Origin of the sequence: Klebsiella sp. DY2415 (assembly GCF_026314315.1) — a bacterium.
Lineage (GTDB): Bacteria > Pseudomonadota > Gammaproteobacteria > Enterobacterales > Enterobacteriaceae > Klebsiella > Klebsiella ornithinolytica.
The window spans coordinates 1,846,692-1,873,144 of the sequence record NZ_CP111115.1 but is presented as its reverse complement, the minus strand read 5'-3'; the positions used below and the strand labels follow the sequence as shown (position 1 = coordinate 1,873,144).

22 protein-coding genes, 1 tRNA gene and 1 pseudogene are annotated in these 26,453 nt (G+C 56.1%); 17 read left to right on the top strand and 7 right to left on the bottom strand.

From position 1 onward, the window contains the following. Window positions 1-5: 5 nt before the first annotated feature. A tRNA-Asn gene (locus OQV00_RS08725) sits at window positions 6-81 on the top strand. Window positions 82-268: 187 nt separating this feature from the next. Here OQV00_RS08725 and OQV00_RS08720 read toward each other — a convergent pair. Continuing rightward, on the bottom strand, window positions 269-1,168 hold the full coding sequence (locus OQV00_RS08720; RefSeq protein ID WP_015583965.1) for an alpha/beta hydrolase: 900 nt from the start codon (window positions 1,166-1,168) through the stop codon (window positions 269-271). Window positions 1,169-1,458: 290 nt separating this feature from the next. On the opposite strand from OQV00_RS08720, the gene OQV00_RS08715 reads away from it, so the two are divergent. The 4 genes from OQV00_RS08715 (at window position 1,459) to OQV00_RS08700 (ending at window position 5,528) form a co-directional block, all read left to right on the top strand. Continuing rightward, entirely contained in the window at window positions 1,459-2,163 is a 705-nt protein-coding gene (locus OQV00_RS08715; protein ID WP_015583964.1) for an IclR family transcriptional regulator, read from the top strand. 97 nt (window positions 2,164-2,260) lie between these two features. Then, window positions 2,261-2,656, top strand: coding sequence for a GlcG/HbpS family heme-binding protein (locus OQV00_RS08710; protein ID WP_004864432.1), 396 nt, complete (start codon window positions 2,261-2,263; stop codon window positions 2,654-2,656). Further along, on the top strand, window positions 2,653-3,849 hold the full coding sequence (locus OQV00_RS08705; RefSeq protein WP_128320966.1) for an MFS transporter: 1,197 nt from the start codon (window positions 2,653-2,655) through the stop codon (window positions 3,847-3,849). The genes OQV00_RS08710 and OQV00_RS08705 overlap by 4 nt, the downstream gene beginning before the upstream one ends. A gap of 158 nt (window positions 3,850-4,007) precedes the next feature. Continuing rightward, window positions 4,008-5,528 carry an MFS transporter gene (locus OQV00_RS08700; RefSeq protein WP_004864436.1) on the top strand — a complete coding sequence of 507 codons (1,521 nt, stop codon included), beginning with the start codon at window positions 4,008-4,010 and terminating at the stop codon, window positions 5,526-5,528. 58 nt (window positions 5,529-5,586) lie between these two features. On the opposite strand, the gene OQV00_RS08695 is transcribed toward OQV00_RS08700, so the two are convergent. The 3 genes from OQV00_RS08695 to OQV00_RS08685 are packed head-to-tail and all read right to left on the bottom strand — an operon-like array spanning window position 5,587 to window position 8,345. Further along, complete coding sequence (locus OQV00_RS08695) at window positions 5,587-6,372, bottom strand: aldo/keto reductase (RefSeq protein ID WP_266280190.1); 786 nt, start codon at window positions 6,370-6,372, stop codon at window positions 5,587-5,589. Next, window positions 6,369-7,547 carry a glycerate kinase gene (locus tag OQV00_RS08690; RefSeq protein ID WP_266280188.1) on the bottom strand — a complete coding sequence of 393 codons (1,179 nt, stop codon included), beginning with the start codon at window positions 7,545-7,547 and terminating at the stop codon, window positions 6,369-6,371. The genes OQV00_RS08695 and OQV00_RS08690 overlap by 4 nt, the downstream gene beginning before the upstream one ends. 18 nt (window positions 7,548-7,565) lie before the next feature. Further along, a complete protein-coding gene (locus tag OQV00_RS08685; RefSeq protein WP_004864443.1) occupies window positions 7,566-8,345 on the bottom strand; it encodes a 3-ketoacyl-ACP reductase in 780 nt (259 codons plus the stop codon). A gap of 485 nt (window positions 8,346-8,830) precedes the next feature. Here OQV00_RS08685 and OQV00_RS08680 point away from each other — a divergent pair, with 485 nt between their 5' ends. The 5 genes from OQV00_RS08680 (at window position 8,831) to OQV00_RS08660 (ending at window position 14,582) form a co-directional block, all read left to right on the top strand. After that, complete coding sequence (locus OQV00_RS08680) at window positions 8,831-9,946, top strand: sugar ABC transporter substrate-binding protein (protein ID WP_004864444.1); 1,116 nt, start codon at window positions 8,831-8,833, stop codon at window positions 9,944-9,946. Between the two features lie 67 nt (window positions 9,947-10,013). After that, entirely contained in the window at window positions 10,014-10,979 is a 966-nt protein-coding gene (locus OQV00_RS08675; protein ID WP_004864446.1) for an ABC transporter permease, read from the top strand. Window positions 10,980-10,984: 5 nt separating this feature from the next. Continuing rightward, window positions 10,985-12,490 (top strand): sugar ABC transporter ATP-binding protein, encoded by a 1,506-nt coding sequence (locus OQV00_RS08670; protein WP_032717863.1) that lies wholly within the window; start codon window positions 10,985-10,987, stop codon window positions 12,488-12,490. Between the two features lie 19 nt (window positions 12,491-12,509). Then, entirely contained in the window at window positions 12,510-13,526 is a 1,017-nt protein-coding gene (locus OQV00_RS08665; RefSeq protein ID WP_015583959.1) for an ABC transporter permease, read from the top strand. 12 nt (window positions 13,527-13,538) lie between these two features. Next, on the top strand, window positions 13,539-14,582 hold the full coding sequence (locus OQV00_RS08660; RefSeq protein ID WP_032717864.1) for a zinc-dependent alcohol dehydrogenase: 1,044 nt from the start codon (window positions 13,539-13,541) through the stop codon (window positions 14,580-14,582). Between the two features lie 117 nt (window positions 14,583-14,699). Here OQV00_RS08660 and OQV00_RS08655 read toward each other — a convergent pair whose 3' ends face one another. Continuing rightward, entirely contained in the window at window positions 14,700-15,728 is a 1,029-nt protein-coding gene (locus tag OQV00_RS08655; protein WP_004864455.1) for an aldo/keto reductase, read from the bottom strand. Between the two features lie 183 nt (window positions 15,729-15,911). Between OQV00_RS08655 and OQV00_RS08650 the strand changes: the two genes are divergently transcribed. After that, window positions 15,912-17,420, top strand: a complete 1,509-nt coding sequence (locus OQV00_RS08650) for an acyl CoA:acetate/3-ketoacid CoA transferase (protein WP_004864457.1) — start codon at window positions 15,912-15,914, stop codon at window positions 17,418-17,420. A 21-nt stretch (window positions 17,421-17,441) separates the two neighbouring features. Here the strand turns inward: OQV00_RS08650 and OQV00_RS08645 are convergent, their stop codons facing one another. Beyond that, window positions 17,442-18,086: a TetR/AcrR family transcriptional regulator gene (locus OQV00_RS08645; RefSeq protein ID WP_004864459.1), complete on the bottom strand. Its 645-nt coding sequence runs from the start codon at window positions 18,084-18,086 to the stop codon at window positions 17,442-17,444. Window positions 18,087-18,418: 332 nt separating this feature from the next. Here OQV00_RS08645 and OQV00_RS08640 point away from each other — a divergent pair, with 332 nt between their 5' ends. From OQV00_RS08640 to OQV00_RS27115, 6 genes and pseudogenes are all read left to right on the top strand, one after another. Then, window positions 18,419-19,936, top strand: a complete 1,518-nt coding sequence (locus OQV00_RS08640) for an aldehyde dehydrogenase family protein (protein WP_032717865.1) — start codon at window positions 18,419-18,421, stop codon at window positions 19,934-19,936. Between the two features lie 21 nt (window positions 19,937-19,957). Then, window positions 19,958-21,544: a GMC family oxidoreductase gene (locus OQV00_RS08635; protein ID WP_044351168.1), complete on the top strand. Its 1,587-nt coding sequence runs from the start codon at window positions 19,958-19,960 to the stop codon at window positions 21,542-21,544. A gap of 111 nt (window positions 21,545-21,655) precedes the next feature. Next, window positions 21,656-22,405, top strand: a complete 750-nt coding sequence (locus OQV00_RS08630) for an electron transfer flavoprotein subunit beta/FixA family protein (RefSeq protein WP_004864465.1) — start codon at window positions 21,656-21,658, stop codon at window positions 22,403-22,405. A gap of 1 nt (window position 22,406) precedes the next feature. Further along, window positions 22,407-23,336, top strand: a complete 930-nt coding sequence (locus OQV00_RS08625; protein ID WP_160873433.1) for an electron transfer flavoprotein subunit alpha/FixB family protein — start codon at window positions 22,407-22,409, stop codon at window positions 23,334-23,336. Window positions 23,337-23,360: 24 nt separating this feature from the next. Then, window positions 23,361-24,226 (top strand): annotated as a pseudogene (locus OQV00_RS27120) (NAD(P)/FAD-dependent oxidoreductase); the annotation flags it as partial. After that, the gene (locus OQV00_RS27115; protein WP_416309818.1) at window positions 24,215-25,021 is read left to right on the top strand and encodes an electron transfer flavoprotein-ubiquinone oxidoreductase; all 807 of its coding nucleotides are present in this window, start codon (window positions 24,215-24,217) and stop codon (window positions 25,019-25,021) included. The pseudogene OQV00_RS27120 and the gene OQV00_RS27115, both read left to right, overlap by 12 nt. A 143-nt stretch (window positions 25,022-25,164) precedes the next feature. Here OQV00_RS27115 and OQV00_RS08615 read toward each other — a convergent pair whose 3' ends face one another. After that, window positions 25,165-26,298, bottom strand: a complete 1,134-nt coding sequence (locus OQV00_RS08615; RefSeq protein WP_015583953.1) for an acyl-CoA dehydrogenase family protein — start codon at window positions 26,296-26,298, stop codon at window positions 25,165-25,167. Window positions 26,299-26,453 lie beyond the last annotated feature (155 nt).

Sequence of the window (26,453 nt, the reverse complement as noted above, 5' to 3'; positions counted from 1 at the left end):
ACGATTCCTCTGTAGTTCAGTCGGTAGAACGGCGGACTGTTAATCCGTATGTCACTGGTTCGAGTCCAGTCAGAGGAGCCATACATAGAAAAGCCTGCTTTCGAGCAGGCTTTTTGCTTTTCTGCGCTCAGCGAAACAGCCCCTGCCATCGGGAGGAAGATGCCCCCCGATGCGACAGACCGCGCCGGCGGCTCGCTTAAATTATCACCTCGCGCCCCCTCAGTGACAGCGCGTCAGGAGAGATGCCTCGCCGAGCACACCGTTCGGGCTAGCGGTGTTCGCACCGTTGCTCACCGCTCTCGCCAGCCGTAGCGATATGCAGCAAAGCACTCCGGAAGGAGGCATTAAACATCGGCCCGTGCGTCAGCCCCGGATAATGCCAGTAGGTGGCTGCCAGCCCCTCCTCCTTCAGGAGGGAAACCGTGTTACGCACTCTGCTCAGCACACCGGCCGCACCGGCGGCGGCGCTGCTTCCCGACGGGTCGTCGCCCTCCAGTAAATAGAGCTGCTTGTGGCAGGCCTCTTGCTTATTAAGCGATTCCATTCTCGTCAGCAGGGCGAAATTATCTCTGCCCAGAGAGGGGCTGGCCGCATAATAAAAGTGGAAGAAAGAGGAGCTTAACCAGCTGTCCAGTACGAACAGCCCGCCGAAGGAGTGTCCCCAGAGGCCTCGTTTATTGGGGTCGATGTTAATATTTTTTTCTACCGTCGGGGCGATACGCCCTTCCAGCAGCCGGCGGAACGTCGCGCTGCCGCCGCCCTCGCGCGTATAATGGCCGACGGCAACGGCCCCGGCCCCCTGCTGCACCGCAGGCGTATAGTCGTAGGCTCTGGCGCGGGTGTCGAAAGGCAGCGGCGTCTGGTAGCCAATCGCCACAATCACCGGCGGCGTTTTTTGGGTCAGCTGTTTCAGTAGCTCATCAGACAAGCGGTCCATCAGCGCATTACCGTCCAGCATATACAGGACCGGGTAGCCCGATGGCGGCGGCGATGTGTCAGGTACGCCGGTCCAGACCCGGTAGTGCCTTTTGCCATCCGCAGAGTCAAACTGATGAACGCTGAAGTGATATACCGCAGACCCGCGATCGGCAATATTCGGCCCCAGCGGTTTCATATCCGGTTTCGCCGCGCTTTTTCCGGCGTACAGCAGCGCCATACAGGAGAGCATGCAAGATACCGCGATGCGCTGGACCCTGTTTCGGGACGGATGATCCTTCCCCTGTTGATACTCTCTCTTCACCTGTTTTTCCCGTATCACTCTGGCGGATAAGCCTTATTCACGTAGCGCCATGATGATAATGGTTAGCAATATCATTTTCAATTACGCAAAAAAGTGACGGCACAGGAGCGCGCGGCAATCGACACGCCGTATTGTATCACCGGTCTTTTTTATTCATTATTCGCCCCATTATCTGCCCCGCCATTGAGCGTCGGGATCGGCAACAGAGAGAAACATCGATGATCGATGAAAGTCGTAAAATTCAGTCCGTAGAACGGGCGATGAATCTCCTTGAGATCATCGCTGAGCAGGGTGGCGATGCCCGATTAGTCGATCTGGCCCGCCGGTCGGCACTGCATAAAAGTACGATATACGGGTTGCTGAATACTTTAGCGTCAATGGGGTATATCACCCGTAACGGCACCCGCTACTCGCTGGGTCTGCGCTTAAGAACCATTGCCCAGACGCTGATTGATGCCGACCAGGAGGTGAAATCCTTTTTCGCCCCGTTGCTGCAATATGCGGCGGAAATCAGCGGCGAGGTGTGTTATCTGGCGGTGCCGTGCGGAACGCGCGAATACCTCTACCTGGATGCCATCGATGCTAACGGCCCGCTGCCGGTATTCAGCGCGCGTGGCCGCAGAGAAGGCATGACCACCTCAGCCATCGGCAAAGTGCTCCTCGCCGATAAAGCGGAAATTATTCGCAGCCTGCGCCGGGCGGACGGGATGTCCGCGGAGCTGGAAAAAGAGCTGCAGGCGATTATCCGTCAGGGCTATGCCGTTGATCTCGAAGAAGCTGAATGCGGATTGCACTGCCTGGCGCTCCCGCTACGTCAACACGGGAAAATTGTTGCCGCGCTGGGTATTTCCGGCCCCTCTCAGCGCCTGAGCGCAGAGCGAATCAACCACCTCGTCACACAATTGATGCGGTGGAAAGTTTGACATTATCAAACAATAAGCGGATATCTCCCTCCCCTGTTTCTTCATCCCGGCCGTTCTGGAATCATCAAAACACCTGTTAACACGAGGAGTTTTGAAAATGAAATTAGAGCAGCTTTCCCGGGATGTTATTTTACGTGCCTCAACCCTGGCCCGTGAGCGAGGTTTTTCGGTTTCAATTTGCGTCGTCGACGATTCAGGCCTGCTGCGTCAGTTCCTGCGTATGGACGGTGCGGTTGCCGGAACCATTGACGTATCGATCAAGAAAGCGCGCACCGCCGCCTTATTTGGCGTCGACAGCATTGACCTTGGCGAACACGCCCAGCCCGGCGGGGCCATCTATAGCCTGGAATACACCAACGGCGGATTAATCAGCTTTGGCGGCGGCGTGGTACTACATGATACGAATGGCGACATACTGGGCGCCGTCGGTGTCGCGGGCGCCACGGTTGAACAGGATCAGTCTATCGCCCAGGCCGCTGCAGGTGAACGATGAGTCAGAAAACGCCAATACATCCGGGGATTTGGGCCCTGGCGGTGACCTCTTTTGCCATTGGCGTAGCTGAGTTCATTGTTGTCGGGGTTCTTCCGGCCATCGCGCAAGATCTCCACGTCTCGTTGGCCGCGGCGGGTAAACTGGTCGGACTCTATGCGCTCGCACTGGCGATTGGCACGCCGCTGGCGGTACTGGGTCTGGCGCGGTTAGCGCGTAAAACGGTGTTGTTGAGCCTGATAACGCTATTCCTGGCCGGCAATATCCTCTCCTCGCTGGCGGACAGCTACCCGCTGCTGCTGGCAGGCCGGGCCATCACCGCGGTGGCGCACGGCAGTTTCTTTGCCATCGGCGCGACCGTGGCCAGCCGCCTCGCGCCACCTGGGCAAGGCGGACGAGCGATTGCCCTGATGTTTTCCGGCCTGACGTTAGCCATGGTGATCGGCGTCCCGCTGGGCAGCCTGATCGGTAATAGCGTCGGGTGGCGGCTACCGTTTTACGCCGTCGCCGGGCTGACGGTGATAGCGTGGGTCGCCACGGCAATCTGGGTGCCCCGGCTGGCCGTACCTGAGGCCGGTAAAACCGTCACGCAACTCGCGGCGTTACTGCGGCCGGAAATTCTGGCCATGATGGCGATAACCGTCACCGGCTTTGGCGCCAGCTTTGCCGCGTTCACGTTTATTACGCCGATCCTGACCGACATCAGCGGCTTTTCATCGCAGACCGCGAGTTTACTGCTGATTATTTTTGGCATCGCCACGCTAATCGGGAATCAACTCGGCGGCAAACTGACGGTGACCCAGGGCTGGACATCCGCATTACGCCGGATGCTGTTGCTGCTGGCAGTCACCCTCATTTTACTGGCCGTGGCATTACCCTGGCGCCTGCCTGTGATGGTCCTGTTATTCCTGTGGGGACTGCTGGCGTTCGGGATGTCACCGGCTTTTCAGGCCGGCATGCTGAGCACCGCTGAACGCTGGACGCCAAAAGCCGTCGATTTTGCTTCAGCCTTAAATATTGCGGCGTTTAATTTGGGGATAACCCTCGGTGAAACGCTGGGCAGTGCTGTCGTGGCGAAGGGGCTGATGGCGATGACCCCCTTAGCCGGTGTACTCCTGGTGACGATAGCTCAGCTTCCGCTGTTTTGGTTAAGCAGCCGATTTACCCGGGATGCACGCCGCGCCCATCGGGCGTAGACCGCTGCTTTTTTCACGTTCCCCTGCTGCCGGTAACGGCGTGACTGGTGGTTAATGAAATGTGATCCACGATCAAAAGTAACTAACAAGTTGGTTACTTTTAGATATCAGTGAACTATGGTACTGCGAACTCGTTACTCAGATAACAGGCGTATATCATGGCAAGAAAAATCACGTTAAAACACTATCTCAGCTACGGCTCAGGGGATTTTTTTGGTATGGGAACGACGGCACTCACCGGTGCCTGGCTGCTGTTCTTTTATACCAATTTCTGTCACCTGAGCGCGGTTGAAGCGGCATCCATTTTCGCCATTGCGCGAGTCTTCGATGCCATCGCCAGTCCGTTAATGGGCTATATTACCGATAACTTCGGCCATACTTTTCTGGGGAAAAAGTTTGGTCGCCGCAAATTCTTTATTCTGTCGGGTATCCCCGCCGTCTTTTCCTACTGTTTTATCTGGGTCAGCGATATGGGTTACCTCTATTATCTGTTGACCTACCTTGTCTTCGAACTGGTCTACAGCATGGTTCTGGTGCCGTATGAAACCCTGGTTCCGGAAATGACCGATGACTTCAAAAAGAAAACCCGCTTCTCAGGGGCCAGAATCTCTTTCGCCCAGCTGTCGTACATCATCACGGCCTACCTGCCGGCCCTGTTTTTTAGCTGGTATGGAAAAGATAACCCCCACGCCTTCTTTTATGCCGGGCTGGTGATTGCCATCATCTGCGCCATCGCCCTGACGTTGGTGTATTGCAATACGTGGGAACGAGAGCGCAGCGTTGACCAGCAGGCGCCGCCTGCGGCGTCCGGATCTTTACTCAAGCGTTTTTTCAGCGACGCACTCTCCACCCTGAAAGTGAAGGCCTTCCGCACCCATCTTGGGATGTATCTCGGCGGGTTTATCGCCCAGGATGTATTTAATGCCGTTTTCACCTACTACGTCATCTACGTCCTGTTCCAGACCGCCACCGTCTCCTCCGAATTGCTCGGCATCATGTCCATCATGCAGCTGATCGCCGTACTCTGCATGATCCCACTGTGTATTCATTGGGGCCCCGCCCCGGCCTATCGTCTGGCGGTGGCCTTTTTTGCGCTTGCCTGCCTGACCTACGGTTTTTTATGGCTCGGGGATTTTACCCATCTTGCCGTATTGATGCTGGTCTCGGCGGTAGCGGGCTTCGGTCGCGGCGGTATTAACTATATCCCGTGGAATACCTACACCTATATGGCCGACGTCGACGAAGCGATCACCGGTCTGCGGCGCGAAGGTATTTTCGCCGGCGTCATGACCATGACGCGTAAGGCATCGCAGGCGGTCGCGGTGATGCTCGTCGGCGTTCTGCTGCAGCTGGCGCATTTTAATCCCGGCCAGCCACAGCAACCGGCGTCGGTGCATTACATTATCCTGGCCGTACTCAGTCTCGGCACCACTCTGCTTCTGATTGGCGGTTACCTGGCGTCACGTCGCTTTACGCTGAATATCAAAACGCATGCGGTACTGCGCGAGGAGTGCGACAGAATGCGCCTCGCCGGCGGGCCACTCGCCCCCGCAAGTCCGCAAAACCAGCGTATTCTCGAGGAGATTACCGGTCTGCGTTATCAGGAACTGTGGGGGAACAACTCGGTTTCACGTCTTAGCCGCCAGCCAGACGCTGACACGGTCACAGCGTCAAAATAAACAATAACGGGGAAGGCGATACTCGCCTTCCCCGTCAGACACCGCCGCATAACGCGGCTTACACCATCACAACGCGATAATTGGCACTTTTTAATTCGGCTATCTGCTGCATGTGGATATGGGACAGCGTAAAATCGAGGATCGCGAAGTTCTCAGCCATTCTCTGCGGATCGGAGGACATGGTATTTGACTGCACGCCCGACTGTAAAATCCAGCGCAAAATAATTTGCGCCGGCGTGCGGGCATAATATTCCGCCAGACTCTGAATAAGCCGGTATTTAAGCACTTCCCCCCGGGCTATTGAACAGTATGAGGAGAGCGGGATTTGCGTAGCGACCGCGGCCTGCAATAAGTCGCTTTGATCCAGCAGCGGATGGAACTCCACCTGATTGACAACCAGCGGCGCGGCAATGGCTTCACGTGCCCTTACCATCTGCTGCGGAGAGAAATTACTTAAGCCGATATATTTCGTCAGCCCTTGCCGCTGCGCCTGTTCCAGCAAACGCAACGTGGCGCTGAAATCCTGCTTTGGCGGACTATGCAGCAACAACACATCCACCTGTTCAACATTCAATGCCACCAGGCTTTGCGCCACCGAAGCCATAAACCGCTCAGCGGAGTAATTCGCCGGCAGCACTTTGGTGGTAATACAAAGTTCGCTGCGAGCAACGGGATGATGACGCAGGACTTGCCCAATCTCCTGTTCATTTTCGTACATCTGCGCGGTATCAATCGCCCGATAGCCCACGTTCAGAGCCTGTTCCAGGGCCGTCATTAATCTCTCTGCGCGCAGTTTATAGGTGCCAAAACCGCGGATAAACTCGGGCCGATAAAGAATATTCATGCTTTTTCCCTCAACGGAGGGCGCTGGCGACAAACCGCCTGGCTCGCAGCCAGATGCCACAACGAGGCAATATTGAACGCCGTCGATTCCAGCAGAGCGGCGGCTTCGCGCAGCGCGCGTTCATAGGAGATAATGCCAGGAACCAGCGAAAATGCCGAACGGAGCCCGAGCGCGTACAGCGCTTCATAACCACTGCCGAGCGACCCGGCCAGCGCAATACTGGGGCAACCGTGGGCATGCGCACGGCTGATCACGCCGGCAGGCCCTTTGCCGCGACTGGTCTGGGCGTCAAGGCGCCCTTCACCGGTAATCACCAGATCGGCCCCGCGCACCTGCTCATCAAAGTTAAGCGTGTTGAGCACAAGATCGATGCCGCTGGAGATATCGGCTCCCAGTATCCCCTGCAGCGTAGCGCCCATTCCGCCGGCCGCACCGCCGCCCTTGAGGCTGGCGATATCCGTTCCGGAGCGGCCCCTGAGAACGCTGGCGACCCGGGCGAGGTTGTTTTCAATTCTCAGCGCCGTGTGCGCGGTCACCCCTTTTTGCGGACCAAAAACGGCCGTAGCGCCCTGCTCGCCGAGCAACGTATTGTTCACATCGCAGGCCAGCTGGAACGTTACCCCGGCTAATCGCGGATCGAGACCGGAGCAATCAATCTCAGCCAGTTGATCAAGTCCTCCAGCGCCCCACGAGACCTCGTCTCCGCCGGCGGTGGTACAGCGACAGCCCAACGCCTGCAGCATGCCAATCCCCCCCTCATTGGTGGCGCTGCCGCCCAGACCAATAATGATTTTGTCGACCTCGCGATCCAGCGCCGCGCGAATGAGCTCCCCGACCCCATAGCTGGTCGCTATCAGCGGGTCCCTCTCCTGCGGCGCCACCCACTGCAAACCGCAGGCGGCGGCCACTTCAATGACCGCCGTTTTCCCATCCCCCAGCAGGCCAAAAAAGCCGTTCACCGGCCTTCCCATCGGCCCGGTAACCGGGACGAAAATCAGCTGTCCGGCGGTGGCATTAAGCAGCGCGTCAACCGTGCCTTCGCCGCCATCGGCGATCGGCAGTTTCACGTATTCCGCATCTGGCAGCGCTCTGCGCAGACCGCGTTCGATAGCATCAGCCACCGCGCTGGCGGAGAGGCTCTCCTTGAAGGAGTCCGGGGCAATAATTATTTTCATCGCATTTACCTGCTTAAATCAGAAACGGGGAACCAGCATTCCGCCATCGGCGCTAATCACCTGACCGGTTAAATAGGGCATTCCCCCGCTGGCGAGGGTGGTCACGATCGTGCCTATCTGAGCGGGAGTCCCCAGCTCCGGCAACAGCGTTAAGCCTTCATCAACGCGCTGTTGATACATGGCCAACGAGGGCTGGGTCATTTCGGTGACAATCAGCCCCGGCTGGATATCAAAAACCTGCACTCCGGCCTGCGCCAGTCGCGCGGCAAACAGTTTCGCCACCATCGCCGCCCCGGCTTTCGACACGCAGTACTCTCCGCGATTGATGGAGGCCGCGGAGGCGTTCGAAGAAGAGACCACGATCAGGCTGTAGTGCAGTTCTGGCTGGCAGGTGCGCGCCAGCAGGCGTCTGGCAAAAGCCTGACAGAGGAAGAACGTGGCGCGGGCGTTAACCGCCTGACAGCGATCGTAGCTTTCCGGCGTCACGTCGAGGAGATCGCCGCGGCTGGTCACCGAGACGCCGGCGTTATTCACGAACGTCGTCAACGGTCCAAGCGCATTTTCCGCCCGCGCCAGCATCCTGTCGTGCAGGCTGATATCCGCCACATCCCCGGGGATCGCAACCGCATTCACCCCCCAACCTTCCAGCCGCGCTACGGATGCCTGTAGCGTGGCGGAATCCTGATAATCATTCAGCGCAATATCAAAACCGGCCTGCGCCAGCTTCGCAGCAATCTCAAAACCAATGCCGCGAGCCCCGCCGGTGATAAACGCAACCTGTCGTGTTTTAACCGTCATTTTTTCGTCCCATTGTTGGTTGAGCATACGCCGAAATCATAGCGACGGCCCTCGCCACTTGTAAATAAATAGTTACTTACAAATATCAAATATGCGATCCAGGTAGATAGCGGAGTTGAGGGCAAGATCGTCAGCAAAATCTTTGTGACTGATCTCCCAAACGCAAGCAAAACACCACCGGCAGAAAAATAACAACAAAAACAATATAAATCATAGCGATAAGAGTAATTCGCTGGCAAAGAACCGTCACACCGGCGCTGACGCATTTGCCAACGGTACATTCATAAATAATCAATAAAAACAAATAACTAGATAATTCATAATCAGATAAAAACGCCAGGCAAACTGTCTCTCTCCCCCTTCATTGCCAATTACTTTCCTGGATGATATATCCTCAACTTGTAAGTAATTAGTTATTTACATGTTACACGTTTTATCACCAGAAACGATCCTCCATGTGAACCGAAAAGACAGGAAATATCGCTATGTCATTTATTAAAAAATTCGTTGAAAAAAGCGTGATTAGCCGACGTGAATTCCTGCTGAAAAGCGCCCTTGGCATCGGCGGCATGGCTGCGCTCCCGCTTATCAGCCCACTCTCGAAAGCCATGGCTGCCGAAGGGGGGAATTTCACTCTGGCCTGGGGCTACCGCGATCCTGATAACTCCTACTGGAACGCGATTGCCGCCGGGGGGCAATCTTATGCGAAGACGCAAAACTCGCCGATGGTGAGTCTGATTAACGGCGGTAATAACGAGAAGGTGCTCTCTGATATCAAAGCCCTGCTCTCGAAAACCGAAGGGAAGCTGGCGATCGGCTGCGATCCGAACGATGCCCCTAACGCCCGGGCGGTGGTGACGGCCTGTCAGCAGCGCGGCGCATTTATTACCACTATCTGGAACAAAACCGACGATCTGCATCCGTGGGATTTTGGCGACAACTACGTCGCCCATATCAGCTGGTCTGATTTCGAACCGGCCCAGCAGTGCGCGCAGCTGCTGTTTGACGCGATGGGCAAAAAGGGCGGGATTGTCGGGCTGGGCGGTATCGCCTCTAACGTCCCGGCGATTGAGCGCAAAGCGGGGTTGATGCACAAGCTGAAGGAGAATCCGGATATCAAGCTGCTGGACTGGCAGGATGCGGACTGGAGTACGTCAAAAGCCAACGACATGATGTCAACGATGCTCACCCGCTTCGGGGATGATATCAAAGGTATTTTCTCCTCCAACGACAGCATGACTCTCGGCATTATTGAAGCGCTGCGCGCTGAAGGCCTCGCGGGGCAGATACCCATTGTCTCCTACGACGGTACCCCGGACGCCGTCAAGCTGTGCATCAGCGGTGAAATACTCTGCACCGTGAGCACTGACCCCTACTGGGCCGGCGGCATCGCGCTTTCCCTGGCTCACCATGCGGCTATCGGCAGCTTCAAACCATCCGCCGAACCGCATGAGCATCGCGAATTTTATGGCCCGACGATCATGATAACCAAAGATGACGCGCAGAAATGGTATCAGGAGAATATCGTGAATACGCCGGTGGTCGACTGGAACAATTTCTGGCAGGCGTCGAAAGGCCCCATTCAGTATCGCAAATTATAGTATTCCCCCTTCTGCGAATATTTATTCTCAATGAAGACGTTATACATTCAATGAGTGAAGGTCGAACATGTCATCACATTCAAGCTATAAAGAGTTTTTGCGCAAATGGGCGCCGCTGATGGTGCTGCTGCTCCTGTGCACCATCATCAGCGTGATTTATCCCGGATTTTTATCGGTGCGTAATTTCTCGCGTTTACTGACCGCCAGCGCCGCGCCGTTAATGATCGCGATTGGCGTGACGTTTATCATCATTATGGGTTCGATCGACCTGTCAATTGAAGGCATTATGGCTTTCTGCGGTTCGATGCTGGCCATTATTATGGTGAAGCTGGGCGGCTTTAGCGAACTCGGTTATTTAGCGATCCCCGCAGCGATTCTTATTTCGGCCGCCTGTGGGCTCATTAATGGTCTGATTCACGTCACGCTAAAAATCCCCTCGTTCCTGGTCAGCCTGGGAATTGGTTTCAGCTTAATTGGTGTCACCATGGTGATTACCGGCGGCGAACGCATTCCCCTGCCCGACCGGACATTCCGGCTCCTGCTGACCGAACGCATTTTTGATTTCCCGCTGATGGTCTATCTCGCCGGGGCGGCCCTGCTGTGCGCCTGGTTTATTCAACGCTATACCGCGCTGGGACGTAATTTTTATGCGGTCGGCGGCGGCGAGCACCTGGCCTACGCGTCCGGTCTGTCGGTAAAACGTATTCGCGTGCTCGGCTTTGCGCTGGCCGGGGTCTTTTACGGCCTGGGCGCCGTCTTTGCGGTGGCCCGCCTGGGGTCGGTCGCCAGCAACCTGGGCGACGGTTACACCTTTATCGCCATCACTTCCGTGGTCGTCGGCGGTACCTCCTTAATGGGCGGCAACGGCGGCGTATGGCAAAGCCTGATCGGCGTGCTGATTATCAACGTGATTAACAATGGCATGGTGCTGGTCGGTTTCCCGACCTATATCCAGCAGGGCGTTTTAGGCGCGTTAGTTATTATCTCGGTGGCATTAGTCACTAATCGTAAACGTCTGCAAATAGTGAAGTGACGATTATGCTTGAATTCAAAAATGTTGGTAAATCGTTTCCGGGCGTTCTGGCTTTGCAAAATATTAATCTGCAAATTAATCCCGGAGAAATTGTTGGATTAGTCGGTGAAAACGGCGCCGGAAAATCTACGCTGATGAAAATCATATATGGCGCCTATCAGCACGATAAAGGCGAAGTGCTGATTAATGGCCAGCCGGTGGTATTTCGCTCACCGCGCGATGCCATGATGCAAGGTATCGGGATGGTGTTTCAGGAGCAGTCGCTAATTTCCAATCTGAGCGTAATGGAAAATATTTTCCTCGGCTTTGAACAACCGTTTAAAAAACTTGGGGTGATTAACTGGAAAAAAATGGCGGCGGCCGCCAGAAAGCAGCTGGCGAAAGTCAAACTGGATATCGACCCGAAAACAATCACCTCAGAGCTTTCGTTTACCCAACGTCAGCTGGTAGAGCTGGCGAAGGTTTTAACTCTCGAGGAGAGGAGCAGCGGCCATTTAATCATCCTGCTCGATGAGCCGACCTCGGTGTTACCTGCCCAGGAGATAGAGCTGCTGTTTGCGCTGGTCAGAGAGCTAAAAAGCCGGGCCTCTTTCATTTTTGTTTCGCATCGTCTTGACGAAGTGATGACCCTTTCCGACCGCATCTACGTGATGAAGGACGGGCAGGTCATGGATATGCTCACCCGCGACCGTTTTGATGTGGTGAATATTCAGCGCCAGATGGTCGGTCGGGATATTGATGAACGCTATTATCGCGAGCATCGCAAGCATGGCATTCATAAAGCGACCACCCTCGTCGAGTTAAAAAATATCTCATTACCGGGCCATTATCAGAATGTCTCGCTGTCGCTGCACGCCGGCGAAGTGCTGGCGCTGGTTGGCACCGAAGGGGCAGGTACCGAAGAGATTATCCGCACCATCTTCGGTTTGCTGCAGCCCGAGCAGGGAGAAGTGATCCTCAACGGTAGAGCGGTACGTAAATTCAGCCCCACGCACAGCATCGCTGAAGGGGTGGGATATATCCCGCGCGAGCGCAAAATCGAGGGTATCGTCGAAGGAATGTCGGTGGTGGAAAACATCACTCTCGCCAACCTGCAGGACTATTCCCGCGCCGGACTGCTGCAGGTGCATCACGAGCGCCAGATGGCCAATGAGTGGGTTAAAAAGCTGTCGATTAAAACCGCCAGCATTGATACACAGTGCGGCAAGCTCTCCGGCGGCAATCAGCAAAAGGTGGTGCTGTCTAAATGGCGAACCGCCGAGGCGAAAATCATCCTGCTCGACCACCCTACCCGCGGCCTCGATATCGGCGCCAAAGAGGATGTCTACGACTTAGTCCGCGACTTCACCGATGAACAATGCGGCGTCATTTTGATCGCCGATTCTCTGGAGGAGGCCATCGGTCTCGCCCATACCATCGCTATTTTTAAGGACGGCCAGCTGAGATATCAGTTCACCGGCTGTGAAGAGAAGCGTCCGGAGCAATATGAATTATTGCAGCACTTCGTCTAGGTTATTAAGGCAAATCTCCATGAAAATCATCCGTTCTGATTTATTAGCAGTGCCGACAAAAAATAATACCGGCAGCCCGACCCGGCCGCCGTTAACCGGGCGTGAAAAAATCACCCGTTATTTACCCATTCTGACCCTGGTGGTATTAGTCGCCCTCGTCAGCCTCTATAACCCGGATTTTCTTAAACCCGACAATATATTCCAGCTCCTGCAGGATGCGTCGACGCTGTTTATTATGGCGATTGGCATGACTTTTGTGATTTATATCGGCGGCATAGATTTATCCGCCCAGTCGATTGCCAGTATGTCAACGGTGGTGCTGGTCATTCTGTTGTCGCAAACCGGCGTGCTGGCGATTCCGCTCACCCTGGCGGTCGGCGCGCTGTTCGGCGCGATCTCCGGCTGGGTGCATACCCGCTTCAAAATATCGTCATTCATAACCACGCTCGCCGTCGGCGGAATTGCCTATGCCAGCGGACAGGTCATTTCCGGACAACGCGCGTTTTATATTCCAGGGGATATTCGCAGCCAGACGGTTGGCTGGATGACCTCCACTGTCTTTACGCTGCCGATGGAAATCATTATCGCGGCGGTACTGCTGCTGCTGGCCCTGCTGATGGAAAGACGCACCGCGCTGGGACGCCACATGAAGGCGATTGGCGCCGGCGAGTCCGCGGCGCTCGCCAGCGGCGTGAAGGTTATCAAGGTGAAGATTATCACCTTCGCCATTGCCGGCGCGTTCTCCGCCGCCGCCGGGGTGCTGCTGGCGACGCGTCTTTCCGGCGCATCGCCGACCATGGCCGACCAGTTCCTGCTACCGGCCATCGTTGCGGTGCTGCTGGGCGGCACGCCGCTGACCGGGGGCGTGGGCGGCGTATTGAGCACGCTTATCGGCACCCTCATCGTGGCCGTTATTCGTACCAGTATGACTTACCTGAACGTCGAAGCGCAGGCGCAGCAGATCTTCTTCGGCGTGCTGATGATTGCGGCGATCGCGATGACCATCGATCGCGCCAAAATTTCCACCGTTAAATAACCGGAGCAGGCGATGATCCCCAAATTAATGAAGGCCGCGGTGCTGACGGCACCTAAAACGTTCGAAATACGCCAGGTTGCGGTCCCCGCCTACGGCGACGACGAGGTACTGATTCGCGTCACCCGCTGTTCAATCTGCGGAACCGATATTCATATCTATAATGGCCATTACTCCCAGGATAAGCTGCCGTTAATTCCCGGCCACGAGTTCAGCGGGGAAATTGTTGCCGTTGGTCGCCAGGTCTCGACTCTGACGCCGGGCCAGCGGGTGGTCGCCGATATCAATATCGGCTGCGGCCACTGTTATTATTGTCGGCGCAACGAACTGCTGAACTGCCCGGAGATCCGCCAGCTCGGCATTCACACCCACGGCGCGTTTGCGCAGTATGTGGCGATTCCAGCCCGTCTGGTGATCCCGATCGGCGATGAGATTGCGGATAGCGTTGCCTGCCTGACCGAACCCTTCTCTTGCGTGGTGCGCGCCAGTAAAAAAATCGGCCTCAGCGTGGCAGAGTCCGTGGTGGTGATTGGCGCGGGCCCGGTGGGCAACATGCATATTCAGATGGCGCGTTTGCTGGGCGCCGCGCCGATTATTGCCGTGGAGCTGAATCCGCAGCGGGCCGAGCTCGCCAGACAGTGCGGTGCGGATAGCGTCATCACCGACCCCGAACGCGCGCTGGAGCAGATCAAGGCGCTCACGGAGGGACGCGGCGCCGACGTGGTCATCGAAAGCGTCGGCCATCCGGAATTGTATCAACAGGCGCTGACGTTTATGCGCCCAGGCGGACGGCTGCTGGCCTTCGGTTTAACCGATGCGGAAACCGAGATAGCCATTAAACCGCTGGAGATAATTTTAAAGGAGCAAAGGATTCAGGGCAGCGTGGCCGGGATGGGGGAAGATATGCACCAGGCGCTGCATCTGCTGAGCCATCAACGTTTTATTACCGCCCCGTTCCGCGAGTCCGTTCACCCGCTGGAGGATATTCAGCAGGTTTTCTCCACCCTGCTCGCTCATCCGCAGCACCTGAAAATTCAGCTACGTATTGCCGAGGAGTAAGATTTTCGCCGCACGGATAAGACGGCAGAATCAATCACCACCTCCCCAGGAGGTGGTTAGGGATGACAATAAAAAAAGGTGCTCCTGATGAGCACCTTTTTTGCCTTCCCGGGTCACTCAGGCCTTGCGGTCGGCTGGCGTCGGCGCCCCTTCATCCAGCAGGCCCTGTTGTTGCAGCGTACGCCAGAAATCATCCGGGATCGGCGCGGCAATCCACTCCAGGCAGTTTTCCAGCTGCGCTACCGTGCGGGTGCCGGGAATAATCGTGGGCACCGCCGGGTGAGCCAGGACAAACTGCAGCGCGGCCGCTGGCAGACTGACGTGATAATCGCGGCAGACGTTTTCAATTTTGCTGACTTTTTGCAGAATCGCCGGGCTGGCCGGGCCATAGTTATATTTCGCGTTCTCAACCGCCCCGGTCGCCAGTATCCCGCTGTTGAATCCCCCGCCAATCACCACCGCCGCATTACGCTCTTCGCACAGCGGCAGGAACGCTTTTAACGCCTCCTGTTCCAGCAGCGTATAGCGCCCGGCCAGCAGGAAACAGTCAAAGTCGGCTTCCTGCAGCGCAGCATGGCACACCTGCCATTCATTGACGCCCATCCCTACCGCCTTAATCACGCCTTCATCGCGCAGCTGCGCCAGCGCGCGCCATGCGCCATCCATCGCCTGACGAAAGTAGTGCGGCTGTTTATCCCCGTGAGTATAAAAATCGCAGTCGTGAATAAACGCGATATCGATATGCTCCAGCGCCATGCGCTGCAGACTGTCTTCGATGGATCGCATCGTTGCCGAATAGGAGTAATCAAAGACCGCCTCAAACGGCAGCGGGTTGACCCACACCCCGGAATCAATTTCGCTACGTTTTTTCGGCTTCAGCAGACGACCGACCTTAGTGGACAACACATACTCATCGCGTGGATACCAGCGCAAACCGTGGCCAATCCTCGCTTCGCTCAGACCATGGCCATACAGCGGCGCGGTATCAAAATAGCGCAGACCGTTGTCCCACGCCTGGCGAATCATGTTCTGCGATTCTTGTTCACTGATGGGACGGAAAATATTGCCAATTGGCGCGGCACCGTAACCCATTGCCGTAACCTGAACAGCGGTACGGCCAAACGCATTCTTCTGTGATGGATCCATGTCTGTGCTCCTGCAGGTTTAGAGTTTAATTAACTAACAAGATAGTTATATCAAAACGAATGTTGTGAAAATGTTACCTGGATAACAAAGCGGCATTAATGACGTTGATCCGGCTTTTACTTTCTGCAATTGTAACTAACTAGTTAGTTTATTTTTGTGCTGAGTTCAACGAGGATAACGAGCATGCATGGCAAACTAAAAAGCGTCGAAGAAGCGGTTGCTTTGATTAAAGATAACTCCACCGTTGCCTTCACCGGCTCCGGCGGCGGCCTGCTGGAGTCTGACTACGTCATGGCGGCCATCGCGACGCGCTACCGCGAAACCGGACATCCGCGGAATCTCACCCTGATTCATGCTTTAGGGATTGGCAATGGCAAAGGATCCGGTCTTGGCCGCCTCGCTATACCGGGACTGGTGAAACGGATCATCGGCGGCCACTGGTCATGGTCTTCCGAGCTACAAAAAATGGCCCGCGACAATGAGATCGAGGCCTACTGTCTGCCCACCGGCATCATCATGACGCTGTATCGCGAAAGCGGCGCCGGGCGACCGGGCGTCATTTCCAGCGTCGGGCTGGGCACTTTTGTCGACCCGTTGATAAGCGGTGGCAAATGCAATGACATCACCTGCGAGGATATCGTTTCGCGTATTGAACTCGACGGTAAAACCTGGCTGCATTACAAACCGTTTAAAGTGGATGTTGCGGTGATTCACGGATCGCAGGCGGACGTCGTGGCGAACATATCCACCAGCGAAGAGCCCGCGGAGCTGGATACTTATGCCGTCGCCTTAGCAGCACACAACAACGGTGGGATGGTTATCGCCCAGGTGAAATCCACCGCCGATCAGCACTTTGTCCCGGCCCGTAAGGTCACCGTTCCCGGCGTGATGATCGACCATATCGTTGAATGCCCGGCGCAGTGGCAGAGCTATCTTGCCGAATACGATCCGGCCATCTCCGGACAGGTCGCCCCGCCGGATGAACACCCGCTCGACGCGCCGGCAGAGGGCATTCGCCGCCTGATCTCGGGTCTGGCGGTACGGGAACTGAAGCCAAATATGCGGGTCAATTATGGGTTCGGCATCCCCGGCGGGATCTCAGCCATGGCGGACAAATCGCTGGTCGACTCCTGCTGGCAAATGGTGGAACAAGGCATTCACAACGGCCAGCTTCTCGACGGCGCGCTGTTCGGCGCGGCAAAATATCCGCATGCCATTGTCAGCTCGCTCGATCAGTTCGATCTGTTTAGCGGCGGCGGGCTGGATATCACCTTCCTCGGCATGGGCGAGATGGACGCTGAAGGGAATGTCAACGTTTCGCAGCTGGGCGACACTATCGTCGGACCGGGCGGCTTTATCGATATTACCTGCGGTGCCAAAAAGGTCGTTTTCTGCGGCACCTTCGAAGCAAAAGGCCTACAGGTGTGCCAGCAGGGTGCGCGTTTACAGATCGAGTCCCATGGGCAAATTCCCAAACTGGTGCGGAAAGTTCGCCATATCACTTTCAGCGGGCCGGAAGCCATAAAACGCGGACAGGAAGTGTTGTACGTTACGGAGCGCGCCATTTTCCGGCTGACGGAAGAAGGCGTGGAGCTGGCGGCAATCGTCAGCGGGGTTAACCTCGAGCAGGATGTATTGCAGCGTATGCAATTCTGCCCGAAAGTCGACAGCCCCGCGGTCGTCTCTCTCTGAATGAGCAAAGCGATGCGGATATCAGGGCTGTAATATCCGCATTATCGTTTCGACGTTAAAATCAAGGCGCTGCTGAAGGGAATCAGCATCCATGAAATTGCGATCGAACAGAATGGCGCCGGTATATTTATTATTGAAGTAATAATAGTTGACCGCCGCAATGGTGATCACCAGCTGTTCAGCATCAACGCCCGCCCGGAAAACACCCTGCTCCACACCGCGCTGCAGAATCCCCTCCATCAGGGTAACCATTGATTTCTGTGCCGACTTGATCGCCACTGATTTTTTCAGATGTACGGCGCGATGCAGGTTTTCGCTGTTCACCAGCGTCAGAAACTCCGGGTTTTTCAGGTAGTAGTTCCAGGTAAACCTGACCAGCGCTTCAACCGCTTCTTTCGGCTCCAGACTGTCGAGATTTAATTTTTTTTCCGCGGCACGAATATCAAGGTAGGAATCTTCGACCACTTTCTGGAAAAGCTGCTCCTTGCTACCAAAATAGTGATAAATCATACGCTTATTTGATTTTGCTTTTTCAGCGACAACGTCAATGCGTGCGCCGCCGAGTCCCTTTTGCGCGAACTCTCGTTTCGCGGCTTTCAGGATCCGATTTTGTGTCGCAACAGGGTCACGGACCTGTACTGTTTTTTCCGTAGCTGATTTAGTCATTACATCGTTTTGGTTGCGGATCTGGCTGATGATTAACCCTTACTCATTGGCGGAAATCAAGAAAAATTTTTCGCTAATCTCCTTTCTGCTAGCCGCTTAACAATTTCATTACAAGGGCTGGCGTTTCCTTATTCAATCCAAAAACAGCATGCTAATATATGTAACCATATAGTTATATATAAATAACATTATACTTATAAAACATAAAGTTAAACACAAACACAATCAACCCATCTTGTCCCCATCTAAAAATGCGATGGACAGGATGACAACGATCACTCGCTGGCTCTTACCGAGCGGTAAGGAAGGCTATGAACGATGGGAAGAGGACGATGAGTAATACATTTCACCCTGTAGACGTTAACCACCCTTTGCTGCCTGAAAAAGCGCGTGAATTTCAGATGTTCATCAATGGCAAATGGACCACGGGCCACAGCAGCGAAAGTTTTGTCCGTAAAAGCCCGGCCCACGATATTGTCGTTAGCACCTATCCGGCGGGAACCGTTGAAGACGTTGATGAGGCGGTAAAGGCAGCCAGAGACGCTTTTGACTGCGGAAAATGGTCGCGCATTAGCGGCGCAGCGCGTGCGGCGGTATTGCTGAAAACCGCCCAGCTCATTCGCGAGAACCTTGCGGAACTGGCGCTGCTGGAAACGCTGGAAACCGGTAAACCTATCGCCCAGTCGCGCGGCGAGATCCAGGGCGCGGCCGATATCTGGGAATATGCCGCCGGCCTGGCGCGCAGCATCAATGGCGACAGCTTTAATAATCTCGGCGACAACATGCTGGGTCTGGTGACTCGCGAACCCATCGGCGTCGTCGGCGTCATCACGCCGTGGAACTTCCCTTTCTTTATTGGCGCAGAACGCTACCCCTATATTCTGGCCGCCGGCTGTACGCTGGTGGCGAAAGCCGCCGAGATCACATCCGGTACGACTCTGCTGTTGGCCGGTATTCTTAAAGAGGCGGGGCTGCCCGACGGCGTATTTAACGTCGTCACCGGCAGCGGTTCGGTCGTCGGCCAGCGGATCACCGAACATGTCGATATCGATATGGTCTCTTTCACCGGATCCACCGCCGTCGGACAGATGGCGCTGCACGCGTCGGCAAAAAACATCAAACGCCTTGGTCTGGAGCTGGGCGGTAAAAATCCGCAGGTGGTTTTTGCCGATGCCGATATTGACGCCGCGCTGGACGGTACGCTGTTTGGCTTCCTGTTCAATACCGGGCAGTGCTGCGTCAGCGGCAGTCGTTTACTGGTTGAACGTTCTATCCATAAAGATTTCTGCCAGAAGCTGGTTGAACGCGCGCAGAAAGTGCGCAGCGGCGATCCGCTGAATGAAAGCACCCAGATTGGCGCGATCGTTACGGAGAAACACTACCAGACCGTGCTCGGCTATATCGAGCAGGGGAAAAATGAGGGGGCGACCCTGCTCACCGGCGGCAAGGCGGTTCCCACCGGGAATGGGCTGTTTATCGAACCGACCATTTTCGATGATGTGACCCCGGAAATGACTATTTTCCGCGAAGAGATCTTCGGCCCGGTGCTCTGCGTTACCCCGTTCGACAGCTATGAAGAGGCGATCGGCATTGCCAATGACACCTGCTACGGGCTGGCGGCCAGCATCTGGACGTCGAATCTGGATAAGGCGGTGCAGGGCTTCCGCGATCTGAAGGCGGGCAGACTGTGGGTGAATACCACTATCGCCGGCGGCCCCGAGCTCCCTTCCGGCGGCTTTAAACAGTCCGGTATCGGGCGCGAAAGCGGCAGCTATGGTCTGGATGAATATACCGAGATTAAATCCGTACATATCCAGTTGGGCAAGCGCGCTAAATGGCTCGCTGAGTGATTTTGGGGCAGAGGATCAGACATGTACGACTACATTATTATTGGCGGCGGTTCGGCGGGCAGCGTCCTTGCGTCGCGCTTAAGCGAAAACGCCGACTGCAAAGTGCTGCTGGTTGAGGCCGGTCCAAAGGACAGCAACCCCTACATCCATTTACCGGTTGGCTTTAGCAAACTCACCGCCGGGCCGCTGACATGGGGTTATAAAACGGTACCGCAGCCCCAGCTCGGCAATCGTGAGCTGCTGTTTGCCCAGGGGCGGGTGCTGGGCGGCGGGAGTTCTATCAACGCCGAAGTATTCACCCGCGGTACGCCGGCGGACTATGACCGCTGGGCGGCGGAAAAGGGCTGTGACGGTTGGTCATTTGCCGATATTCAGCGCTATTTTATTAAATCCGAAGATAACGACACCTTTTCTGACGCCTGGCACGGCGTCGGCGGCCCGCTCGGCGTCTCCAGCCCGATCGGCGCTAATCTGATGAGCAAAACCTTCAGTCAAGCCTGCCAGCAGGCGGGACTGCCCTACAATCCCGACTTCAACGGCGCGACCCAGGCCGGCTGCGGTCTGTATCAGACCACCACCCGCAACGCCCGTCGCTGTTCTGCGGCGGTGGGCTATCTGAAAGACGCGCGCCAGCGGAGCAATCTCACGATTAAGACCGGCTGCCATATTTCCCGGCTGCTTATCGATAACCAGCGCGCCGTCGGCGTGGAGATCTATCAGGATGGCACACCGCAACGGCTGCATGCCAGCCGTGAAGTCATCGTCAGCGCCGGAGCCATTGGTTCTCCTAAACTGCTGCAGCTTTCGGGAATTGGCGCGGCCGATGAGCTGAGTAAAAAAGGCATTCCGGTGGTTGCCGATCTCCCGGGGGTCGGGGAAAACCTGCAGGACCATCTGGGCATCGACCTGATCTTTGAGCTCAGTAACGCGCTGAGCTATGACAAGTACAAAAAGACGCACTGGATGCTGTGGGCCGGGCTGGAATATCTGCTGTTCCGCAAAGGGCCGGTATGTTCGAACATCGTCGAAGGCGGCGCGTTCTGGTATGTCGATAAACAGTCCGTCACTCCCGATACGCAAATTCACTTCCTGGCGGGTGCCGGGGTGGAAGCCGGTATCGAACCGGTGCCTTCCGGCTCCGGGGTGACGATTAACAGCTACTTCCTGCGTCCGCGCAGCCGCGGTCGGGTCACATTACGCTCGGCTAACGCCAGCGATGCTCCGCTGATCGACCCGAACTATCTCAGCGATCCGTACGATCTCAAAATGAGTGTCGAAGGCTGCAAGCTGATGCGCGATATCATGCAACAAAGCGCCTTCTCGCCCTATATTCGCCGCGAACATATGCCGGGACAGGACGCGCAAAGCGATAAAGATCTGGAAAACTACATCCGCCAGTTTGCGCGCACCTGCTATCACCCGGTGGGCACCTGCAAAATGGGCGTCGACGAAATGTCGGTGGTCGATACCCAATTACGCGTTCGCGGCATTGAAGGGCTGCGCGTGGTGGACTCGTCGGTGATGCCCGATCTGGTCAGCTCCAACACCAATGCCCCCACCATTATGATCGCCGAGAAAGCCAGCGATCTGATTATCGCGTCGCACTGATCACAAATTGTCGCCCATGTTCGTTTTCATGGGCAAAAACCGGTTGAATAAATAACTAAATAGTTATTTACTTAAAACCAGAAAGACATGTCAACATCCCGAGAGGTAACGATGAAAGTTCTCGTCCCCGTAAAACGCGTTGTCGATCATAACGTTAAGATCCGCGTACAAAACGATGGCAGCCAGGTTGATCTGAGCAACGCGAAAATGGCGCTCAACCCGTTCTGCGAAATTGCGGTTGAAGAAGCCATTCGCCTGAAAGAGCTCGGCATCGCCAGCGAGATCGTGGTGGTCACCATCGGTGAAGAAGTGGCCCAGGAGCAGCTGCGCAGCGCGCTGGCGATGGGAGCCGACCGCGGGTTGCTCATCGCTACCCCTTCGTCCCTCGAACCGCTCAACCTGGCAAAGCTGCTGGCGAAAGTGGTCGAACGGGAGCAGCCGTCGTTAATCCTGATGGGGAAACAGTCCATCGATGGCGACAATAACCAGACCGGGCAAATGCTTGCCGCGCTGTGCGGTTATCCGCAGGGAACTTTTGCCGCCGAGCTGCGTATTGAGAATGGCCAGGCGCTGGTCACCCGTGAAATAGACGGCGGCCTGCAGACCGTGTCGTTGACGCTGCCGGCAGTGGTCACCACCGACCTGCGCCTTAACCAGCCGCGCTATACCTCCCTGCCCAACATGATGAAAGCGAAAAAGAAACCGCTCAGCATCCTGCCGGTGGAGGAGTTTGGTCTTGAGCTACGCCCGCACACGACCCTGTTAAAAGTCGAAACCCCGCCAGTGCGCGAAGCCGGCGTACGCGTCGATAGCGTGGATGAACTGTTGAACAAGCTGAAAAACGAAGCGAAGGTGATTTGATATGGCTACTTTACTCCTTGTCGAACATGACAATAACCAGCTCAACGCAGTGACCAAAAATGCGGTCAGCGCCGCCCGGGAGCTGGGTGGCGAGGTGACCCTGCTGGTGGCGGGCGAAAACTGCCGCGCGGTGGCGGAACAGGCTGCGCGCATTGCCGGGGTGGCGAAAGTGCTGCTCGCTGACGATAGCGCCTTTAGACATCAGCTGGCCGAAAACGTCGCCGCGCTGATGCTTTCGCTCCGCGGGGATTACAGCCATCTGCTCGCCGTCGCCAGCGCAAACGGGAAAAACATCCTGCCGCGCGTTGCGGCCCTCGCCGACGTCGCGCAAATCTCCGACGTGATTGCAGTGGTCGGCCCCAGGGTCTTCAAACGTCCGGTTTATGCGGGCAGCGCAATCGCCACCGTTGAGAGTCTCGACCCGCAGGTGGTCATGACCCTGCGCGCCTCCAGCTTCCCGGCAGCGCAAGAAAGCGAGTCTGCCGCGCCCATTGAGCAGGTCGCCGGCGTCGCTCACCAGCCGCTATCCCGTTTTATTCATGAAGAGCTGGCGCAATCCGATCGCCCGCAGCTTGCTACCGCCCGCGTGGTGGTTTCCGGCGGCCGCGCGCTGGGCAGCCGCGAAAACTTTGCCCTGATCGAACAGCTTGCCGACAAACTGCACGGCGCCGTCGGCGCATCCCGCGCAGCGGTCGATGCCGGGATGGTCGCCAACGATCTGCAGGTCGGGCAGACCGGAAAAATTGTCGCGCCGGAGCTGTATATCGCAGTGGGTATTTCCGGGGCCATTCAGCACCAGGCCGGGATGAGCAATGCCAAAGTCATCGTGGCGATCAACAGCGACGAAGAAGCGCCAATTTTCAAAATCGCCGACTACAGCCTGGTGGGCGATCTGTTTGAGATTGTGCCGCAGCTGGTCGCGAAACTGTGATGAGCATGGGGCAGGCAACAAAAGATGGAGGTTATGGTGGAACGTGAAACGATGGAATTTGACGTCCTCATTGTCGGTGGAGGACCCGCCGGGCTATCGGCAGCCTGCCGATTGATGCAAATGGCGCAGCAGGAACAACGTCAGCTGAGCGTTTGCGTCATTGAAAAAGGGGCTGAGGTTGGCGCGCATATTCTTTCCGGAGCACTGTTCGAACCCCGGGCGCTCAACGAACTCTTCCCCGACTGGTCGTCGCTCGGCGCACCGCTGAACACGCCGGTGACGCAAGATGAACTCTTGTTGCTGCGCGATGGTGAAAAAGCGTGGAAGATCCCGGCGGCTTTTATCCCTGCCCCAATGCATAACGCGGGTAATTACGTCATTAGCCTGGGGGATTTTTGCCGCTGGCTGGCCCGCCAGGCAGAAGCGATGGGAGTAGATATTTTCCCCGGTTTTGCCGCCGCCAGCATCCTGTATGACGATGCCGGCGCCGTCGCCGGCATCACCACCGGCGATATGGGGATTAATGCCCGGGGGGAAGAAAAACCCGGTTTTACCCCGGGTATGAACCTGCTGGCGAAATATACGCTGTTCGCCGAAGGCTGCCGCGGTCATCTGGGCAAACAGCTGATCGCGAATTATCAACTTGATGCCGGCCGGGATCCGCAGCACTACGCGCTGGGTATTAAAGAGCTGTGGGAGATCCCAGCGGAAAAAAGCCGCCCCGGAGAGGTTATCCACGCTTCCGGCTGGCCGCTGAGCGACGGCGCATCGGGGGGAGTTTTCTCTACCACGCCGGGAATAATCAGGTGGTCGTCGGGCTGATTGTCGATCTCAACTACCGTAACCCTTATTTAAGCCCGTTCGATGAGTTTCAGCGTATGAAGCATCACCCGGCCTTTAGCGAAACCCTCAGCGGCGGAAAACGTCTCTCCTACGGCGCGCGCGCCATCACCAAAGGGGGTATCAACGCGCTGCCCAAAATGCATTTTCCCGGCGGGCTGCTGATTGGCTGCGACGCGGGCACGCTCAATTTCGCCAAAATTAAAGGAAGCCACACGGCGATGAAAAGCGGGATGCTGGCCGCTGAATCGGTCTATCGGGCGCTGATACAAACCCCCGATGACAAACGGGACCTTGCTGATTTTGCGCAGGCGTTTCATCAATCATGGCTCGGGGAAGAGCTACGCCAGTCACGTAACTTTGGCCCGCTGCTGCACCGCTTTGGTACGCTGACAGGCGGGGCGCTTAACTATATCGATCAGAACTGGTTTAAAGGCAAGCTACCGTTCACGCTGCATGACCGTCAAGCGGATCACTTGCAGCTGCAGACAGCGGAACAAAGCACCCCCATTAACTATCCCAAACCGGATAACCAGCTGAGTTTTGATAAGCCCTCCTCCGTCTATCTGGCGAACACGTCGCACGATGAAGATCAGCCCTGCCATCTCAGGTTAAAAGATCCTGAGCTGTCGGTACGGGAAACGCTGCCGCGTTTTGCTGAACCGGCCCAGCGTTATTGCCCGGCGGGGGTTTATGAAATCATCACCCTTGCCGGAAAGCCTAAATTGCAGATTAATGCGCAAAACTGCGTGCACTGTAAAACCTGCGATATCAAAGATCCTCTGCAGAATATCGTCTGGACGGTGCCCGAAGGGGGCAGCGGCCCCAACTACCCGAATATGTGATCAGTTCTTTACCCCGGCAGCGCCGGGGTTTTCTTTATCGGGGTTTGCTTTGCCTGCGTTCTGCCCCCTTCCCGCCATATGCCGGTGACAGGCAAAAAAAAAGCACCCCGTCTGGAGTGCCTGTTCTTCCGGGTAACAGAGGATTACGCCAGTAAATTGCGACCGATAATCATGCGCTGAATCTGGTTAGTCCCTTCATAGATCTGAGTTATCTTGGCGTCGCGGTACAGGCGTTCCACCTCCACGCCGCGAATATAGCCGCCGCCGCCAAAAATTTGCACCGCATTGCCGCTGTGCTGCACCGCAACATCGCCGGCAAAGCATTTCGCCATCGAGCAGGCAATCGAAGTATCCGCGGCGTCAGTGTCAATTTTATAGGCCGCGCTGTGCACCAGCAGACGAGCGGCTTCGGTATCTTTGGCGATATCCGCCAGCATAAACTGCACGCCCTGGAAATCAGCAATCGGTTTGCCGAACTGTTCGCGCTGTTTCGCATACTCAATCGCCGCTTCCAGCCCGGCGCGGGCAATACCGACTGCCAGCGCGCCGATGCCCACCCGACCTTTATTCAGCACGCTCATCATAATGTGAAAGCCGCGGTTTTCCGGCCCCAGCAGCGCGTGTGCCGGCAGCCTGACCTGGTTGAAATGCAGTTCGCCCACCTGCGATGAGCGCTGACCCATTTTGTGCTCTTTCGGGCCACGGGAGACGCCATCGCGGGAGCAATCGACAATAAAGATGCTCATGCCGCGGTGACCAGCCTCTTTATCCGTGCGCGCCAGCACAAAAGCCACATCGGCCACCGGCGCATTATGGATCCACAGCTTACTCCCGTTCAGCACCCAGCCATCCGCAGTACGGGTCGCGGTGGTTTTAATTCCTGAGACATCGGAACCGGCCCCGGCTTCGGTGATGCAATAGGCCCCTTTCAGCGAGGCATTCAGCAGGCCCGGCAGCCACTGGGCGCGTTGCGCATCATCCCCGTATTTTGATAACAGCGTTCCCAGCAGTTCGACCAGGCCGCACTGATCGGCAATCGAGGCGTAACCGCGCGACAGTTCTTCCATCACCACGGCATAGGCCACCGCATCCAGTCCGACGCCGCCATACTCTTCCGGAACGGTGATACCGAACAGCCCCAGCTCCCCCATTTGTTGGTAGATCTCCGCGGCAAAGCGCTCTTCTCTGTCCAGCTCTTCCGCCTGAGGCCGAATCACTTCGTCGGCAAACTTACGGGTCATCTCGCGGATCTGTTGATGGGTTTCAGTCAAATACATGGTCATCCTCCTGCCAGCTATTAGTCATGCCGTCTGTTTCTCACGACATTCGAACACATTAATTAAATAACCAGATAGTTACTACATTGGATAAATATGGTTGTCAATCCAGTTAAATAATTGTTGTTAACCAATCGACAAATATTGCAATCACA